This is a genomic window from Shewanella sp. 0m-6 (assembly GCF_052977325.1).
The window spans coordinates 163,930-181,362 of sequence record NZ_JBRIMD010000006.1; the positions used below are offsets into that span (position 1 = coordinate 163,930).

Sequence of the window (17,433 nt, forward strand, 5' to 3'; positions counted from 1 at the left end):
TTTTTAACAGTCAGAGCTAATACCCATAAACACAAAAGCCACAGCGAGTGCGGCTTTTGTGTGTGCAGCTTAAGTCAATTAAGCGCTAGCCATAAATAAACTTAGCAATAAATAGAGCTGCTAATATCACCACGCCAACGCTTAAGTCCTTATAACGTCCACTCATCAACTTAATGACCGCATATGAGATAAAGCCCATCGCAATGCCTGTAGCGATTGAAAATGTCAGCGGCATTAAAATACACACCACAACGACTGGCGCTGCCTCGGTAATATCTTCCCACTCAATATGAACCAGCCCAGACATCATTAAGATTGCCACATAAAATAGCGTTCCAGCAGTCGCATACGCAGGCACCATAGCAGCCAAAGGAGAGATAAACAGCGAGCCGAGAAATAACAAGCCAACCACAATAGCCGTTAACCCTGTGCGCCCGCCCGCACTCACACCGGCGGTACTCTCAATATAACTGGTAGTGGTCGACGTACCGAGCATGGCACCGGCGATGGTGGCTGTGCTATCTGCAGTCAATGCACGATTAAGGCGTGGCAGGCGTCCTTTATCATCCAAGAAACCACCACGCTGAGCCACTGCAACTAAGGTGCCGGACGTATCGAACAGATCGACAAACAAAAAGGCAAACACCACCGACAACATACTGATCTCAAGCACACTCGATAGGTCCATCTTCATAAAAGTTGGTACTATTGAAGGTGGCATAGCAACCACGCCTTGATACTGCACATCACCCAATAATAGCCCTAATGCGGTAACGGCAAGAATACTAACAATAACTGCCGACTTCATACCTCGGTGCACCATGGCAATAATCAAGAAAAAACCCAGTACCGCCATAACGGCAGGAAATGCAGTCACATCTCCCATGGTGACTAAGGTTGCAGGACTCGCAACCACAATCCCCGCACTTTTCAGCCCGATAAGCGCTAAAAATAGGCCGATACCCGCTGCAATACCAAAACGCAAAGACATAGGGATGCTATTGACTATCCATTCACGGATCCGCACTAAAGACAGCACTAAGAAGCAGATCCCCGATAGGAAAACCGCACCCAGCGCGGTTTCCCACGAATAGCCCATCTCGCCAACAACCGTATAGGTAAAAAAAGCGTTTAATCCCATACCTGGTGCCAGCGCAATGGGATAGTTGGCAACGAAACCCATGATAAAGCAACCAATGGCGGCAGCTAAACAGGTCGCAACGAATACGGCGCCATGATCCATACCGGCATCAGCGAGCATCATAGGATTAACGAAAATAATGTAGGCCATGGTCAAAAATGTTGTTAGGCCCGCAACGACTTCTTGTTTTAACGAAGTTTGGTTTTGTTTTAATTTGAATATTTTCTCTAGCATGGAGCTGAGTCCCTTATTTTTTATTATATTGATTTGTAGGGTGTACTCATTGAGAGCACTTAAGTATGACTTTTCTTTTTATGAAACAATAATAGTTTTATTTACAGGGAGTCTAGGTTGATAAAGCACGCATATAGAGGTGTACAATAACTGTCCAACTTGTACATTTCGAAGCGATTATACGGAGGCTTTAGGCCAGAGGCTAGATATTTAAAACGCATGTTTATTTTTGAGTTTGGCAATTCGGGAGGCTACTCAGTTCAGTTTTAGCCTGCTTCAGTGATCTGATTGTTTTGTTGTTGATAACAATTGGCATGTCAGCGATTAACGTTAGACTTCGTCTAAAAATTAAAGCAATCAAACTTCGTTTGATAAAAGATCGTGAACTTCCAAATCACTGAAGGATTTCAAGTTAGATTGCGTCGAACAACTAAAGTCGCGGCGCTTCGCCCGCACCCGAGAGATTGTATAGCATAGCCATAATGTTATTTTTAGGCCAAGCATGACAATCAGCTAAAGTGGTTCCAATGGCCTGCGGCCAGCGCATATGCAGACACTGCCGTGACACGCAGCAAGTCCATCCCTGGAAGCTCGGCCATGACGTCTATGTCATGGACGGTCACGGCCGTATCTACACCGAGTTAGAAAAGCACAAGCTTTGACATTGGAAGTTAAGGTTGTCCTATCTTTTATGGGAATCACTCTTAAATGCTTTTTATACCAACTTTAGCTCAAATGACTCGACGGTTTTCTCAATTTCTACAGGGTTGGTAGTAGAAGCTTTATACTCTGGGTCTTCTAAATGAGATTGATTTAATATTCTGGTAATCTCTATTGAGAAAGTTTCTAAGTTAGTAGCATTTTCTAATAGCCCAAAGTCAAAGCCGGACTCCACTAACTTTTTATAAATACCAGCTAGTATCATTGAAATTGACACTTGGAACTTATTACCACGCTTTGAAGAAATACCATATATCTCTCTAGAAAAAGGGTATGGCGTTATGTTGGCTAGCGTGGATACAAATGCATTAAATCCATCGAGTAAACGCTCTGTTTTCTCAAAGTTTTGATCGCACGTATCATTTTCTGACTAGTAGTTTAATTCAAGCCACCCATGTTAAATCAACAAGATAGCCCCAACTTGCCAGATTGAGATTCCAAGCCACATAAAACTATCAAGTCATATTTCCAGATTGGCGATTAAAGATAAGACAGTATCAATTAGCGATGCTTTTGCTGAAAAGTAATGGATTTTAAACAAAGAGAGTTAGCTCATAGAATGATTCTATAAACTAAATAAGAAGATTGTGTGAATGCTTAACCTGCCTGGAGGAACTCGCAGCTGCGCGCGAAATGTCGTCGTCGCTTTTCTAGGTGTTCACAGTAGTCAGTTAACTCCTGTAACGAACCAACCGGCCCATGGAACAACTTACCAAAATCTGTAGCAAGCTTGACCCAGTTCTCACTAGCAATATTGAGTGTATTCAGAATCTTTTCTGCATTAGCAGAAATGGCTCCTCGCTTGTCATCCCTAATGATTCGACCCGTTTCATCAACAAGCGTTAGGTAATCTTCAAACGAGAAGTTAATGCCTTTCGGTTGATACTTTTTTTCATTACCAAGAAAGGGCAGTAACTTGGCAGGCTGCTTGCCCTTTAATGCAGCCTTCACTCTTAGTTGCAAGCTGGTATAGTCTGATTGTTCAGGTGTTTTAACCACCTTGGCGCGTATAGGATTAAGCTCAACATAGGCCATACAGGCAAGTACTGCGGCTTCATCAAGTAATGCTTGTGACTTAAAGCGTCCTTCCCAAAAATGCCCAGTACAGTTGTCTTCATAATTTGCTTGCCTTGCTATCGGTTCATTAAGGCAACGCATAAACCAACTGATATCACTTAAGCGTGAACGATAAGTCGCAATGAGTTTTTTTAATACTGCGACCATGCATGCTTCAATCACATCACCTTTAACAAACTTTTGAGTTAAGTCTGTACCGTTAAACAGCTTATGCCATTGTTCAACAACATCCCTATCCGTCCAGGTATTCACCGTTTCTAAGTCAATATAGAGTACGACATGTAGGTGGTTACTCATCACTGCATAGGCTGCGACATCAATCGCAAACACCTCTGTTAACTTCAGAATTTGCGACTCTACCCAACCACGGCGATGGTCATAGTTCTTGCCTGTGTATTTATCATCACCACACAAATAGGCGCGTCGAACTACACGGCTACAACAGTGATAATACGGCGTATCTTCAAGGCTAATTAAGGTACTTCTTGCCCGCGGCATACCAACCTCCTACTTCAGCATTCACTAAAGTTTAGTCAGAGGAAGTAGAACTTGCCATTTATATTGGGTGTCAAAGCTTGAATCATTACTCGACTTTTTTGCGGCCAAACTAAACACCACTGCAGTGTTGGCAATGCTTATAAAATGAGAGTTCTAAATCCAAAGCAGAAAAACAGCTCAAAGAGCTGGCAAAACATGTTTCAACTATCTCTAACAAAGCGCTATAAGGAAATCGGCATAATGTTGCTGGCGTTAATTCATTGCAATATCGGTATTGACGCCCACCAGCCTTTAGCATCCATTAAAATTTAGGCAAAAAAAACCAGCTCAAAGAGCTGGTAAGACATGTTTCAAGTGTTCCATAAGGAAATCGGTTAGCGCGCCAGCGTTAATCAATGGCATATCAACTGTGTCAATATACAACTTGAGGTCTAAACACACCCAAAGGGTGTTATAAGGTTGATGGATGATGGATGATGGAACTACTTTTAAGGAGGGTTAGCCCTTAAAAGTCATGGCGTATAAACCGCCACGCAAAACATTTGAATTAAACCAAGTGTTTTGCCAGTAAATCGTAGTTTGCCCTGTATAAGGCATAGTCAGTACTCCTAACAAAGTTGTTAATATCATCTCAAATTAAATTAGCCAATGGGGTTGAGCCAAACTAATTTAATGAGTCAACTTGTCGCTCGATTCCTTGGAGAATGATCCGTCCTGGATAGACTTACAAACTGGAAAGCTCTGCTTAACCAGTGAGAGCAATTATAAGCCCGCGTAATTTTATTACAAGTATTTATTGTAAATAATGCTCAAAAACTGTCACAGCGGTAATTTTACGACACAGTGTAGTGACACATATCACAAAACACCCGTGTATAATGTGAAGCTTCACAACCCGCTATCTTTCGCGATCAAAAATACTACAACTATCGAACAAGATTTAAGCGCTTAGCAGGTAAAAGTGCAAGTTTAAGCTAAAAAAAAGCCCGCTCAATGAGCGGGCAAGACATTTCAAGTGTTCCTAGTGGAAATTGGTTAGCGCGCTAGCGATAATCAATGGCAAACAGCGGAAGTATACTAACTCGGGCTATCTGCGACTTGGTCTATAAGTATCTAAAAGATACAATAAAGGTTGATGGAAACTGATGCGACTTTATATAAGGAGGGTTAGCCCTTAAAAGTCATGGCGTATAAACCGCCACGCATACTCTCAGTGTTTAACCAAAAGCTTTGCGAATAAATAGTGTTACTAAAATACATAATTAATACTCCAAACAAAGTTGAATTCCTAATGCTCTACTTTCGTAAAAGCCGTTCGCTGGCTTGTAGAGTCAACTTGTCGCTCGATTCCTTGGAGAATTATCCATCCTGGATAGACTAAGTGTCGTTAAGCACCATTGCTTATCCGACGAAAGCAATTATAGGTATTTGTAGTTTTATTACAAGCTTTTTTATTAAATAAGCGTAAAAAAGCCACTTTACGTTATTTTATTACAAAACCTAACTGTAACTCTGCTCTATTTGAGTCATTTTGTACCTTTATCTACAGCTATCGCAGAGGCTGAACGAAAAGATCTGAAATTAAGGGAGCTAAATCGAGCGGGGCTAAATAGAGGTAGCTCAATTTGTGCTTATTTCAGGCCTAAAATAAAAAAGCTGGCACTTGAGCGCCAGCTTTAAGCAAACTATCAAGCGCAGTTAAGCGCTAGACAGTTAGAGGTTGTTGCTTGAGAGCAATCTTGCTCGGTTTAACTTTCCGTTATGTATTTAAACAATCCAACTAATGGTGTGGCGGTTGGTGATCCATATTGTGGATGACCTTCCGTTGCACTACCGGCAATATCTAAATGTGTGTAAGCAATCGGCAGAGCCGCATTTAAACCATGACCACTCAATCCAGAAGCTTCAATCAAAAATGCTGCTGGATACTGATGGCCACGCGCGGTGACAGAAGATGGCGCGTTGTTAGACGACAACATGTCTGCGGCTGCCGACGGGTCGACAATTTTACTAAAGTCATCACGGCGTAACTGAGATACCTCGATAGGCTCCCCCCAAAGTGCGGCCTGTTGCTGCATAACAGATGCGACATTAGCCTGCTTGGCAACACTGTTTTCCACCGCTGCGGTATATCCGCCGAAACAGCGAACCACATGGCCGGTCAATGTGGCCACTGAAAACATTTGTGGCTTGACGGCATTCACGGCTTTTAAACGTAAATGTGATAATAGATCGGCTAACACCAAACGCCCTTCTGCGTCGGTATTACCAATACGCACCCGCTTGCCTGCGTGGCTGGTGATAATTTCATCGGTAACAAACGCCTCACTACCTATGCTATTTCTAACGAGCCCCAGCTCAGCAACGATGCGTATACCTTTAGGTTTTAGCATACCAATAGTTTTCATTAGTCCAGCTACTGCTGCCGCACCACCTTTATCGCGACTCATGCCAGCCATACCACCAGCAATTTTTAAGTCTGCTCCACCAGTATCATAAACCACACCTTTTCCAGCGAAGAAATAGCTACGCTCAATTGGGCCTTCACCAACATATTCAAGCTTAACTACGCGAGGCTGATGCCTTAGTACGGCAAACGAAGAGCGACCAACGGCACTTAATAGCGGGTAGTCTCGCTCAAGAATATCTCGGTCTTCAACCACGCTGATTGCCAGCCCAAGATCGTTTAACGCATCTAGACAATAATCCGCAAAGGCTGGCGCTGACATACGCTCAGGCTCTGTACCACATAAGTCACGAGCCAGGCTACGACCAGCCTCAATCGCCGTTAACATTTCACCTGTGTGTTCGCTGCCTAATAAGCCAATTGCCTCTAACGGCTCATCGGCTCCACCGGCTTCTCTAAGCTCTAGTGCTTGCCAAAGTTCCTGCCCACAAGCGAGCGCTGCAACCTGCTCGGCATGTTGATAACGATGCTCAGCTAAGCCATTAACGAGTAACAGCGGTCGTCTTGCCCCCGCCTCTTTAGCAAGCTTGATCCCTTGCCTTGCTGCATCAGCAAACACCCGCACATCTTGATAGTCATCATCAGCCTTTGTAACCGGTGCAACAATAAGACGTCCACCCGCCATGCCTGGCGCAAAAAGCAGAGTGGCTGATTTGCCAACTCGCTTATCCACCTTCTGGCCATGATTAGCCAGCAAGGATATCTCTTCAAATTGTATCGAGTCCAAGTCCGGTGTAACCACCACCAGCGCATCCCAACCATGACCTTCAAAAATAGCATCTTGTTCAACTACATCAATAAACTTAACTGACCCCATAACCCTTCCTTATTATATTTTATATTGCCATTTTGCCTCATAACCCATTTGGCAAAACGACTCATTTGCTCAGGCATTATTCCTCTATTGTGCTTAGATTACCAACGACTTTAATGTGCATGAAAATGATTATGGAAACTTTGCCTGCCACGTAAGATTTAAAGCCATTGCAAACGACTCCGCGGCGCCCAAAGACTATGCTAGACTGTGTGCATTTTCCGCCACACCCGCACCAGCGCGCTATCGATTTAAATAAAATCGACGACTTAATAGCACTTGGGTGATTTTATTAGAACAGGGGATTTTTAAGTGACCACTTTAAACCAATTACAACCACAAGCACTTTGGCAATGGTTCGAGCAGATCTGTGCTATTCCACACCCATCTAAACATGAACAAGCATTGAGTGCGCATATTCAAGCTTGGGCTAAAGATAAGCAGCTGAGCGTTGTCGAAGATAAAGTTGGCAACCTGATCATCAAAAAGCCCGCAACCGCCGGCATGGAAAACCGCAAAATCGTAGTGTTACAAGCCCATATTGATATGGTGCCACAAAAGAACGCAGACAAAGTTCACGACTTTGAAACAGATCCTATTGAAGCGTATGTTGATGGTGACTGGGTCAAAGCAAATGGTACAACTTTAGGTGCTGATAACGGTATTGGTATGGCATCTGCTCTGGCTATTTTAGGCGCCGATGACATTGTTCACGGCCCACTAGAAGTACTGCTGACAATTGATGAAGAAGCAGGCATGACTGGGGCGTTTGGTCTAGAAGCTGGCATGTTAGATGCTGAAATCTTGATCAACACCGACTCAGAGCAAGAAGGTGAGATTTACATGGGCTGCGCTGGCGGTGTTGACGCACAGTTATCAGTACCTATGGTTTGGCAATCGCCAGAACCGACCAATGCCAGCTATAAGTTGTCAATCTCGGGCCTAAAAGGGGGCCACTCAGGGGTTAACATCCATTTAGGTCGTGGTAATGCTAACAAGCTTTTAGCCCGCTTCCTGTTTGACCATGGCGATGAACTGGCTATTGAGTTAACTCAGTTTACTGGCGGCTCACTGCGCAATGCCATTCCACGTGAAGCAGACGTTAATTTTATGCTTCCTCCTGAAAACTTGGCTTTACTGCAAGAGCGTGTTTCAGCGTTTCAAGCCTTAGTTCGTCAAGAGTTAGCCATCGCCGATCCAGGTACGATTCTAACGCTAGAAGAGATCCCAGCAGAAAAACAGGTCATGAGTGAAGAGTCACAACAGATCTTAATTGACGTGCTTAATGCTTGCCCTAATGGCGTCATTCGCATGAGTGACGAAGTAGAAGGTGTTACAGAGACATCACTTAACGTGGGTGTGATCAGTACCGATGACAATAGCGTGCAAATCTTATGCTTAATTCGCTCTCTTATTGATTCAGGTCGCGAAGAAGTTGAAGGCGTATTGAGCTCACTGGCTAACCTTGCTGGAGCGAATGTTGAATTTAGTGGTGCATACCCAGGCTGGAAGCCAGACAATAGCTCACCAGTTATGGCAAGCGTACGCGAAACCTACGAGGCAATTTATAACAAAGAGCCGACGATTATGGTGATCCATGCAGGTCTTGAATGTGGTCTATTTAAGAAGCCTTACCCTGAAATGGATATGGTTTCTATTGGCCCAACCATTCGCTACCCACACAGCCCTGATGAAAAAGTTAACATTACTACTGTTGGCCAATACTGGAAGCTATTGTTAGCGGTACTGGAGCGTACACTAGTTAAAGGCTAATCAATAAAACAGCTTTATAAGAATAAGGCCACTTAGTCATAAGTGGCCTTTACTATCTATAGCAGAGGATAAGGTATCAATTGGCGCTTTAGTCCTAAGTAATTGTTACCCACACAGCCCTGATGAAAAAATTAACATTACCGTTAACATCACAACTGTTGGCCAATATTGGCAGCTATTATTAGCCTTTAACGTCGAAGTAAAACTAAAATATGAGCTATTTCTGACGGTGTGCTTAAAAACCTAAATCCATCTGCGAGCTATCTATATCATCATGCTCAGAAGCGACACTATTCGAGGCGAGACCGACCGATACACCCAATAAGCGAATACCTCGCTCATTTTGCCTTTCCATCGCTTGCTCCAGTAGCTGATAAAACAGATTCACCGAGATCTCATCGCTGCGATGCTCAATCGTGGTCTGCTTAAAATCTTCAAATTTTAGCTTAACCACTTGCTTGTTGATCACTCTATCCTTAGCGCTACGGCTCACCCGCCCTGCGAGCTCTTGAATAAGTTGTGGCATCACCGCACGGCATTGCTCAAGGGTATGGATATCTTTAGCCAGTGTAGTTTCAACGCCGACTGATTTTCTCTCACGATTGGGCGAAATCGCTCGCTTGTCTATCCCTTTAGCGCGCTCAATCAGCACTGCTCCAAATTTACCAAACCCTTCTATTAGCTTAGCTTCAGGATAAAGCTGAATGTCGCTGCAGGTATGCAGCCCCAGATCGGCTAACTTTTTAGCGGTCACCTTGCCAACACCGGGAATTTTTATCAGTGGTAAGGTTTTTATAAACTCATCAATCATGTCTGGGCGGATCACATATTGTCCATTCGGTTTATTTAAATCGGATGCTATCTTGGCAAGAAACTTAACTGGCGCGATGCCTGCCGAAGCAGTTAAACCGGTCTCGGCTAAAATATCGGCTCGAATAGCCTCGGCCATCAAGGTCGCAGAGCCTTTACAATGGGGACTCTCTGTCACATCAAGATAAGCCTCATCAAGGGATAAAGGCTCTATCAAGTCAGTATATCGTTCAAATACAGCCCTAATCTGGCTAGAAACCTCTTTATATACCTGCATACGCCCAGGGACTAATATCAAGTCAGGACAAAGCTTTAGCGCTGAGCCTGACGCCATGGCTGAACGAACCCCAAATTCTCGAGCTTCGTAATTACAGGTACTGATCACGCCACGGCGATCACTGCGTCCTCCCACAGCAATAGGTTTGCCTCTTAACTCAGGAAAGTCACGCATCTCCACCGCTGCATAGAAGCAGTCCATGTCGACGTGAATAATTTTTTGCAAGCCAATATCCTCCGTACAGAATATTACTGTATATAAAAACAGTATTCAATAAAAAGCATACCTTTAGCCTGTTTTAAGCTAACCATTCGCCCTTGTTGATCAGGGCGATCGATTAATCCTAGGCAATAAAAAGGGAAGCCGTTTGGCTTCCCATTTCAACACTCAGTCACATGTAAACTCAGTCAGATTTCAAAATGCTGTCATTTTAAGTCTAGATCTTAAACTGCTTAATGTTGTCACCGAGGGATCGACTCACCTGTGCAAATTCGTCAAAGTTATTTGATAGTGCCTCACTCGCTGCTAACGACTCATCCGATAACGCGCGAACATTTTCAACATTACAAGCAACCTCTTCGGCCACAATCGCTTGCTGACCTACAGCGGTGGAGATCTCTATGGTTTGCTGCTGAATCGCTTCGATGGCACTCGTGATGCTATCCAGTGCCACTTCAACTTTAGCGGTAAGATCTTGCCCCATATTGGCTTGCTCAACCCCTGACTCCATCACTTGCTCAGCCTCATTGGCATTTTGTTGTAGTGTCTGGATGATCTCTTGAATGTTTGCGGTCGAGTCTTGCGTACGAGATGCTAAGGTTCTTACCTCATCCGCCACAACGGCAAAGCCTCGGCCTTGTTCACCCGCTCTCGCCGCTTCAATCGCTGCGTTAAGTGCTAACAGGTTTGTTTGCTCTGCGATACCACGAATAACATTAAGTACCTCGCCAATCTGCTCAGAACGGGTTCTAAGTTGCTTAACGACCTTTGCCGCATCAATCACCTGTTTAGATAACGCCTGCATGCCTTGAGTCGCTTGAGCGACAATCTCACTGCCTTCACTCGACTGAATCTGCGCCTTATCAGCAAATTCACTGGCTCTTTGGGCACTTGCGGCCATCTCTTGGCTAGTGTGTGCCATTTCGGTTGCGGCCGTGGCCACAGAAGCTATCTCTTGTTTTTGCTGACTCACCGACTGCAATGCTTGACGACTCACAGCAGACGCATCATTCACACCTTGCTCTACTTGCAGCGTTAGCTCACGAGTCTCCTGCAGCATGCCCTGCACCTTCGCCGCAAAACGGTTAAATGCATCACCGAGCTTACCCAGCTCATCTTCTCTATTCATGTCGATGCGCTTAGCAAGATCGCTATCTCCCTCGGCAATGTCTTCCATCGCTAACAATAAATTATTTACCTGCTTTCTAAAGGGTAATAACGTGGCCCAAACTGTCATCCCAACTAATGCCATAATCAAAAATGACAATAATATCGAGCTGACAATCGCATCGGTAACAGGTGCTTCTATAACTGCGGTTGGCAGCATGAAGGCTAGGTGCCATTTTTGCTCAGGATAACTCCCGCCGACCTCTATAAAGCTGACCCGCTGAGCCTCGCCGTTAAATATAACCTCGCCAAATCCCGACGCCTGTGTCTGCATCTGTTGACTCAACTTGGCAAAGCCTTGGGTATCATTAAACTGGCTATCGACTAAAGCAGCGTTAGAGCCTGGGGGGAAACCCTCAGAAAAGCCTGGGAAGTAGACCAACTTGCCTGCATTGGTCATTAAGAAAGCTTGGCCCGCATCCTGATACTTAATCGGTGCTAACAACTCACTGCCGATGGTATCGATGAGAATATCCATACCACCAATACCAATAAAGCGGCCAGACTCATCTTTAACAACGGTTTTTATGGTCGCCGATATAGAACCATCATTAGCATCTACGGCTGGATCGCCGACGAACATGCCGTTTTTATCTATGGCTTCTTGCCACCAAGGGCGCTTATTGGTGAAGTACTCACTATCGTTGTAGCGCCCATTAAGATCAAAGTACTCAAAGGTATTGGCTGAGCCAAAGAACACTGACTTAATATCGCTATCCTGAATTGAAAAATACTTAAAATAATCGATGATAGATTGATAATCTTGATCAGCTGAAACATCACTTAAGCGGCTGTTATATTGGCTAAACCAATCTACAACTGTTGGGTTAGCAAACACCGCGTGAATAAGTTGACCTTTGGCCGCAAAGTAACTGCGTACTTCGTTAGACTTTAATTGGACTAGGCTGGTTAAGTCATTATCGATTTGTTGACGTGTGCTGGCGCTTTCATTTTTGACCAGTAAAAGCGCAACGACGGTAAATAACACTGCAAGTGCACCCACTATCGTAACCACCAGCTGTAGACTCAATGAACGTTTAAACCACTGCATCGACTCCCCTCTTTGTTATATTTTATGAGTAGATTTTGTTATCAGGCAGTCATAAATCTAACAGAAAAAGATGTAGATTAAAGGGGGAAATAAGCACTGAAGCGTATCGACAGGCTATCGAAGAAAGTGGCATAAGTTAACTAGGTAACGATATAAAGCTAAAGCCTTTCATTTACGCAAGATATTAGGTGAGATCGACTACATAGAAAGGCAAAAGGCAAAATAAATCGCTAGCCAATTTTAGCGTAACTTAAATAAGCCTGTGAGCATCGTTATCTCGTCGCTAGATAGAATATTTTGCACACTATAAACGCTCGACTTTTTACTTGAAGCTTTTGAGTTGAGCTCATTGTCATTTTGCTGTTTTTCAAATATCTCAATGCATTTAACGAGATACTCAACCTGGATAAGACTTTGCGCATCGAGGTCAAACCGAGGTGATTTTGCAGAAATAAACATAAGTTCGCCCCTTAATCATTCACTAACATGGCTATACAACAGTGATACAGAGAGTGGCTTGATCCTTGTCTGTCGTTATATGAAAATTAAAACGACGAATGCAACTAGCATAGACTGCACTAGCTGAATATGGGCTGTACAAACGTCCCTGTACAAAAATCATCCGAAACAATATGTAATCCTAGTCTATAAATAAAAGTTTGCACAAAAAAAGAGACGTATATAAACGTCTCTTTTTTTGTGCAAACTCGAAGGGTTACATTTTACTTTGCAGGTAATTTTGTAAGCCCACTTTATCAATTAATCCTAGCTGTTTTTCAAGCCAATACATATGGTCTGCCTCTGTTTCTTCAAGCAGCACCTCTAAGATTTCACGACTCTCATAATCACTTTTTAGCTCACATAAAGCAATTGCACTGCGTAAGTTATCGGCAACTTGATATTCATAGGCTAAGTCATTCTTGAGCATCTCTTGAGTGTCTTTACCAATATTGAGTGCTTCACGGCTAGCAACGTCAGGCGTGCCTTCTAGAAACAGTATTCTTTGCACCAACTTTTTAGCATGCTCACGTTCATCGTCTGACTCATGGGAGATCCGCTCGTGTAACTCGTTTAGCCCCCAGTCTTCATACATTAAACCATGTACAAAATACTGATCCATTGCAGATAGCTCGCCGGTGAGCAATTTATTGAGTGTGTCGATGACTTCTTGGTTACCTTTCATAATGCTCTCCAGTTAGCCCATCTTAGACTGCAAGTAATTTTGAATACCGGTTAATGAAATAAGCTCTAATTGAGCCTCTAGCCAATCTAAATGCTCTTCCTCGTCTTCCAATAGATCTTCTAGGATATCGCGACTAACGTAATCAGCCATTGATTCACACAGTGCAATCGCTTCACGAAGAACCACTAACTCTTCTTCAAGCATCACTTTGTCACACTCAAGTATTTCCTGGCTGTGCTCACCGATACGGATCTTGTCTAACTGTTGTAGATTAGGCAGCCCTTCCAGAAACAACACCCGCTCAATCAGTTTATCGGCATGCTTCATATCTTGAATCGATTTCTTATAGGCTTTTTCATCGAGCTCACCTAAGCCCCAATTCTTATACATACGCGCATGAAGAAAGTATTGATTGATAGCTGTAAGCTCGCTGGTCAGTACTTTGTTTAACTGACTAATGACCTTAGGTTGTCCTTTCATCTATTCATCCTTAGTTAAATTGATCTATATCAATCTTTATAAGCTAGAACAAAAAACAACCAAGTTCAAATAAACATTATATTTCAACAATTTATTAAGAAAAACAATTCTCATTAGCACTACAATTCTTAACAAGTGGGTAGCGCGATTAAATCGCTAATTTCTACTGTGAAACGAGGGGCTTAGTCGGGAGAGAAATAAAAAAACTCAAATACAATGTAAGATACATAACTCATAAGCTGCCATGCGGGATGTAACAGAGGAAAGCTTTAGATAAAAAAGATATAAAAAAGGCCCCTACCAAGGAGCCTTAATCACCGAACCATCAACAGAACTAGATAATACGGTTCTGCTCTAACTTTTCTCGGCGTTCTTGTTCTGCCATTCTAGCTTTACGCTTATCACATGGATCATCACAATCACATGCTTTCTCAATTCCGAGCGCACCTAGACCACCGCAGCTTCCAGCAACAGCTTGTCGTTTGACTAAATAGCCTATCGACATTAAGAAAAAGAAACCTAATAACACGACAAAAGCCGCAATAAATGTGCTCATATTCGACTCCAACTACTGAGTAACGAAAGGTTTAAAGGCTTCACTATAGAAAACTTTAAAGCCATCATCCTGCTTTTCAATAAGCATTATCGCTAGATGCTCACGTTTAGCAAGTTCTAGTGATGCTTGAGTACCTAATACCATCATAGCGGTTGCGTAGCCATCTGCAATCATAGACTCTTCATGCAGTACTGTCACAGATGCTAATCTATGGTTTATTGGGTAGCCAGTGCGCGGATCGATCAGGTGTGAAAAACGCTGTCCGTCTTCCTCGTAATAATTACGATAATCACCGGATGTTGCCATCGCCATATTTTTGGGGGCTATGACCTGCTGGATCCCATTACCGTTATCACCAGGCTGCTCAATCGCAATACGCCATAATGAACCATCAGCTTTAGTACCACGCAGGCTAATTTCACCGCCAATCTCGACCAAATATCCGGTCGGATTATACTTATCTAACAAGGCGGCTATTTTATCAACACCGAAGCCTTTTGCAATCGAAGAAAGATCAACGTAGATATCAGGGTCTTGCTTGCTGATCTTATTACCGTCAACAGCAATATCCTTAATACCAGTACGCTCCATCGCTGCATCTATCTGTTGCTTTGATGGAATTTGCGTCGGTCGTTTATCTGGGCCAAAGCCCCACAAGTTAACTAAAGGTCCCAGTGTTATATCTAGGGCGCCATCGGTTGTTTTATATAATGCTAATCCTTCAGCAATTACCTTGGCTGTATCAGCCGATACTTCAACCTTATCTTGACGAGTCATCTGGTTAAACTTAGATAACTCAGAATTGGGTCGATAGGTCGACATCTGATCGTTCACCTGCTCTAAAGCTAGGTCGATCTCAGCTTGCAGTAACTGGGGATCTGGCATCTTCTCGTTAGGCACAACTTTAATGTGATAAGTCGTTCCCATCGTGTTGCCAGACAGTGAAATCACTTCAGCTTGTTTAGTACAAGCTGAAATAAAAAAGGCTAACCCGATAAGGGCCAGCCAGTTTACTAAGGTCTTAAACATATTGACCTAGATCTCCAATAAGAGAAGGGTTAGCCACCGAAGTCATCCAATAAGATGTTTTCATCTTCGACACCAAGATCTTTTAGCATAGCAATTACTGCAGCATTCATCATTGGTGGGCCACACATATAATACTCACAGTCTTCTGGCGCTTCATGATCACGTAAGTAGTTTTCATACAGTACGTTATGAATAAAGCCTGTGTATCCATCCCAGTTATCTTCAGGCTGTGGATCAGACAGAGCTACATGCCATTGGAAGTTCGCGTTATCAGCCGCTAAGCCATCAAAATCTTCAACATAGAACATTTCACGGCTAGAACGAGCACCATACCAGAAGCTCATCTTACGCTTAGAGTGAAGGCGCTTAAGTTGGTCGAAGATATGCGAACGCATTGGCGCCATACCTGCACCACCACCGATAAATACCATTTCCGCATCGGTTTCTTTCGCGAAGAACTCACCGAATGGACCAGAAATCGTTACCTTGTCACCCGCTTTTAGGCTAAAGATGTACGATGACATCTTACCACAAGGCAGAGATAGGTTACGTGGAGGTGGCGACGCAATACGTACGTTCAACATGATGATACCTTCCTCAAGAGGATAGTTCGCCATAGAGTATGCACGGATTGTTTCGTCTTCAACAGTTGATTCAAGATTGAAGAAGCCAAAGTGTTCCCAGTCGCCACGGTATTCTGCAGGAATATCATAATCTGCATATTTAACATGGTGCGCAGGTGCTTCAATCTGAATATAACCACCGGCACGGAAAGGCACAGAGTCACCATCAGGAATTTGCAGCTTAAGCTCTTTAATGAAAGTGGCTTTGCTATCGTTAGAGATAACTTCACATTCCCACTTCTTAACACCAAAGATCTCTTCTTCCAGCTCAATCTCCATGTCGTTTTTAACGTTTACCTGACAAGATAAACGGCAACCGCCACGAGCTTCACCTTTGCTGATATGGTCCATTTCAGTTGGTAAAATATCACCACCGCCTGACTTAACATGGACTTTACACTGACCGCAAGTACCACCACCACCACATGCAGACGATACGAAAATACCGCTCTCTGCTAATGCGCCTAGTAGCTTGCCACCTGCGGCTGTTTTAATTGCTTTACTCGCATCATCATTGATGCCGATAGTGACATCGCCGCTTGCAACTAGCTTTGACTTGGCAAATAAAATTACCAAAACCAAGACTAATACAATCGCGGTAAACATACTCACACCGAGATATACATCGATTGGAGTAGATTCAAGAATACCCATTAAATTATCCTTAAAGGTTCAAATTAAGACGTCGTTATGGTGCCTCTTTACAGAGACACACCTGAGAACGACATGAAACCTAGAGCCATCAAACCAGCGGTAACAAAGGTAATACCTAAACCGCGAAGCCCATCAGGAACATCAGCATATTTTAACTTCTCACGGATACCAGCAAGCAGCACAAGTGCTAATGCCCAACCGATACCAGAACCGATACCAAACACCAAGCTTTCACTAAGGTTGTAGTCACGCTCAACCATGAAAGACACTGCACCAAAAATTGCACAGTTTACGGTGATTAGCGGTAGGAAGATCCCCAATGCGTTATATAGCGGTGGGAAATACTTATCCAATGCCATCTCAAGGATCTGAACCAAAGCTGCGATAACACCAATGAAGGTAATGAACTTCAAGAAGCTCAAGTCAGCATCTGGAACACCTGCCCACGCTAATGCGCCTGGAGCAAGAATGCCTTGATAGATAATTTGGTTAACAGGTACTGAAATCGCCAGTACCACGATAACTGCAACACCTAGACCCATGGCTGTTTTTACTTTCTTAGATACCGCAAGAAATGTACACATACCAAGGAAAAAGGATAGCGCCATGTTTTCAATGAAAACAGAACGAATTAATAGACTAATATAATGTTCCATTATG

The 17,433-nt window shown here is 43.4% G+C and carries 14 protein-coding genes and 1 pseudogene; 2 read left to right on the forward strand and 13 right to left on the reverse strand.

All coding sequences use genetic code 11. The features are described 5' to 3' along the window. Nucleotides 1-85: 85 nt before the first annotated feature. The 4 genes from ACVBJC_RS06910 to ACVBJC_RS06925 form a co-directional block, all read right to left on the reverse strand. Nucleotides 86-1,375, reverse strand: a complete 1,290-nt coding sequence (locus ACVBJC_RS06910) for an NCS2 family permease (RefSeq protein ID WP_447160140.1) — start codon at nt 1,373-1,375, stop codon at nt 86-88. A 715-nt stretch (nt 1,376-2,090) separates the two neighbouring features. Beyond that, a complete protein-coding gene (locus tag ACVBJC_RS06915) occupies nt 2,091-2,312 on the reverse strand; it encodes a hypothetical protein (RefSeq protein ID WP_447160141.1) in 222 nt (73 codons plus the stop codon). 380 nt (nt 2,313-2,692) lie between these two features. After that, nucleotides 2,693-3,670 carry a transposase gene (locus ACVBJC_RS06920; protein WP_447160142.1) on the reverse strand — a complete coding sequence of 326 codons (978 nt, stop codon included), beginning with the start codon at nt 3,668-3,670 and terminating at the stop codon, nt 2,693-2,695. A gap of 1,748 nt (nt 3,671-5,418) precedes the next feature. Then, nucleotides 5,419-6,954, reverse strand: coding sequence for a M17 family metallopeptidase (locus ACVBJC_RS06925; RefSeq protein WP_447160143.1), 1,536 nt, complete (start codon nt 6,952-6,954; stop codon nt 5,419-5,421). A gap of 309 nt (nt 6,955-7,263) precedes the next feature. Here ACVBJC_RS06925 and ACVBJC_RS06930 point away from each other — a divergent pair, with 309 nt between their 5' ends. Both ACVBJC_RS06930 and ACVBJC_RS06935 read left to right on the forward strand, forming a co-directional pair. Then, entirely contained in the window at nt 7,264-8,724 is a 1,461-nt protein-coding gene (locus ACVBJC_RS06930) for an aminoacyl-histidine dipeptidase (protein ID WP_447160144.1), read from the forward strand. 67 nt (nt 8,725-8,791) lie between these two features. Then, nucleotides 8,792-8,971 (forward strand): annotated as a pseudogene (locus ACVBJC_RS06935) (hypothetical protein); the annotation flags it as partial. Here ACVBJC_RS06935 and dinB read toward each other — a convergent pair. The 9 genes from dinB to nqrE all read right to left on the reverse strand — a co-directional run bounded on the left by dinB (nt 8,960) and on the right by nqrE (nt 17,429). Continuing rightward, on the reverse strand, nt 8,960-10,036 hold the full coding sequence (dinB, locus tag ACVBJC_RS06940) for a DNA polymerase IV (RefSeq protein WP_447160145.1): 1,077 nt from the start codon (nt 10,034-10,036) through the stop codon (nt 8,960-8,962). The pseudogene ACVBJC_RS06935 and the gene dinB sit on opposite strands and share 12 nt — an antisense overlap. Before the next feature lie 211 nt (nt 10,037-10,247). Further along, on the reverse strand, nt 10,248-12,248 hold the full coding sequence (locus tag ACVBJC_RS06945) for a methyl-accepting chemotaxis protein (protein ID WP_447160146.1): 2,001 nt from the start codon (nt 12,246-12,248) through the stop codon (nt 10,248-10,250). A 240-nt stretch (nt 12,249-12,488) separates the two neighbouring features. After that, nucleotides 12,489-12,707, reverse strand: coding sequence for a hypothetical protein (locus tag ACVBJC_RS06950; RefSeq protein WP_447160147.1), 219 nt, complete (start codon nt 12,705-12,707; stop codon nt 12,489-12,491). 256 nt (nt 12,708-12,963) lie between these two features. After that, nucleotides 12,964-13,431, reverse strand: a complete 468-nt coding sequence (bfr, locus tag ACVBJC_RS06955; protein WP_447160148.1) for a bacterioferritin — start codon at nt 13,429-13,431, stop codon at nt 12,964-12,966. 12 nt (nt 13,432-13,443) lie between these two features. After that, the gene (gene bfr, locus ACVBJC_RS06960) at nt 13,444-13,911 is read right to left on the reverse strand and encodes a bacterioferritin (protein ID WP_447160149.1); all 468 of its coding nucleotides are present in this window, start codon (nt 13,909-13,911) and stop codon (nt 13,444-13,446) included. A gap of 334 nt (nt 13,912-14,245) precedes the next feature. Then, the gene (gene nqrM / locus ACVBJC_RS06965; RefSeq protein ID WP_012156314.1) at nt 14,246-14,467 is read right to left on the reverse strand and encodes a (Na+)-NQR maturation NqrM; all 222 of its coding nucleotides are present in this window, start codon (nt 14,465-14,467) and stop codon (nt 14,246-14,248) included. 12 nt (nt 14,468-14,479) lie between these two features. Beyond that, entirely contained in the window at nt 14,480-15,496 is a 1,017-nt protein-coding gene (locus tag ACVBJC_RS06970; protein ID WP_447160150.1) for an FAD:protein FMN transferase, read from the reverse strand. A gap of 29 nt (nt 15,497-15,525) precedes the next feature. Beyond that, the gene (gene nqrF / locus ACVBJC_RS06975) at nt 15,526-16,773 is read right to left on the reverse strand and encodes an NADH:ubiquinone reductase (Na(+)-transporting) subunit F (RefSeq protein ID WP_447160151.1); all 1,248 of its coding nucleotides are present in this window, start codon (nt 16,771-16,773) and stop codon (nt 15,526-15,528) included. Between the two features lie 47 nt (nt 16,774-16,820). Continuing rightward, the gene (gene nqrE / locus ACVBJC_RS06980) at nt 16,821-17,429 is read right to left on the reverse strand and encodes an NADH:ubiquinone reductase (Na(+)-transporting) subunit E (RefSeq protein ID WP_447160152.1); all 609 of its coding nucleotides are present in this window, start codon (nt 17,427-17,429) and stop codon (nt 16,821-16,823) included. Between the last annotated feature and the right edge of the window lie 4 nt (nt 17,430-17,433).

Coding starts and splice junctions, on each gene's coding strand:
- ACVBJC_RS06925 (WP_447160143.1), bottom strand. CDS start 6,954: ATGGGGTCAGTTAAGTTTATTGATGTAGTTGAACAAGATGCTATTTTT.
- nqrE (WP_447160152.1), bottom strand. CDS start 17,429: ATGGAACATTATATTAGTCTATTAATTCGTTCTGTTTTCATTGAAAAC.
- ACVBJC_RS06910 (WP_447160140.1), bottom strand. CDS start 1,375: ATGCTAGAGAAAATATTCAAATTAAAACAAAACCAAACTTCGTTAAAA.
- nqrF (WP_447160151.1), bottom strand. CDS start 16,773: ATGGGTATTCTTGAATCTACTCCAATCGATGTATATCTCGGTGTGAGT.
- bfr (WP_447160149.1), bottom strand. CDS start 13,911: ATGAAAGGACAACCTAAGGTCATTAGTCAGTTAAACAAAGTACTGACC.
- ACVBJC_RS06945 (WP_447160146.1), bottom strand. CDS start 12,248: ATGCAGTGGTTTAAACGTTCATTGAGTCTACAGCTGGTGGTTACGATA.
- ACVBJC_RS06970 (WP_447160150.1), bottom strand. CDS start 15,496: ATGTTTAAGACCTTAGTAAACTGGCTGGCCCTTATCGGGTTAGCCTTT.
- bfr (WP_447160148.1), bottom strand. CDS start 13,431: ATGAAAGGTAACCAAGAAGTCATCGACACACTCAATAAATTGCTCACC.
- ACVBJC_RS06950 (WP_447160147.1), bottom strand. CDS start 12,707: ATGTTTATTTCTGCAAAATCACCTCGGTTTGACCTCGATGCGCAAAGT.
- ACVBJC_RS06920 (WP_447160142.1), bottom strand. CDS start 3,670: ATGCCGCGGGCAAGAAGTACCTTAATTAGCCTTGAAGATACGCCGTAT.
- nqrM (WP_012156314.1), bottom strand. CDS start 14,467: ATGAGCACATTTATTGCGGCTTTTGTCGTGTTATTAGGTTTCTTTTTC.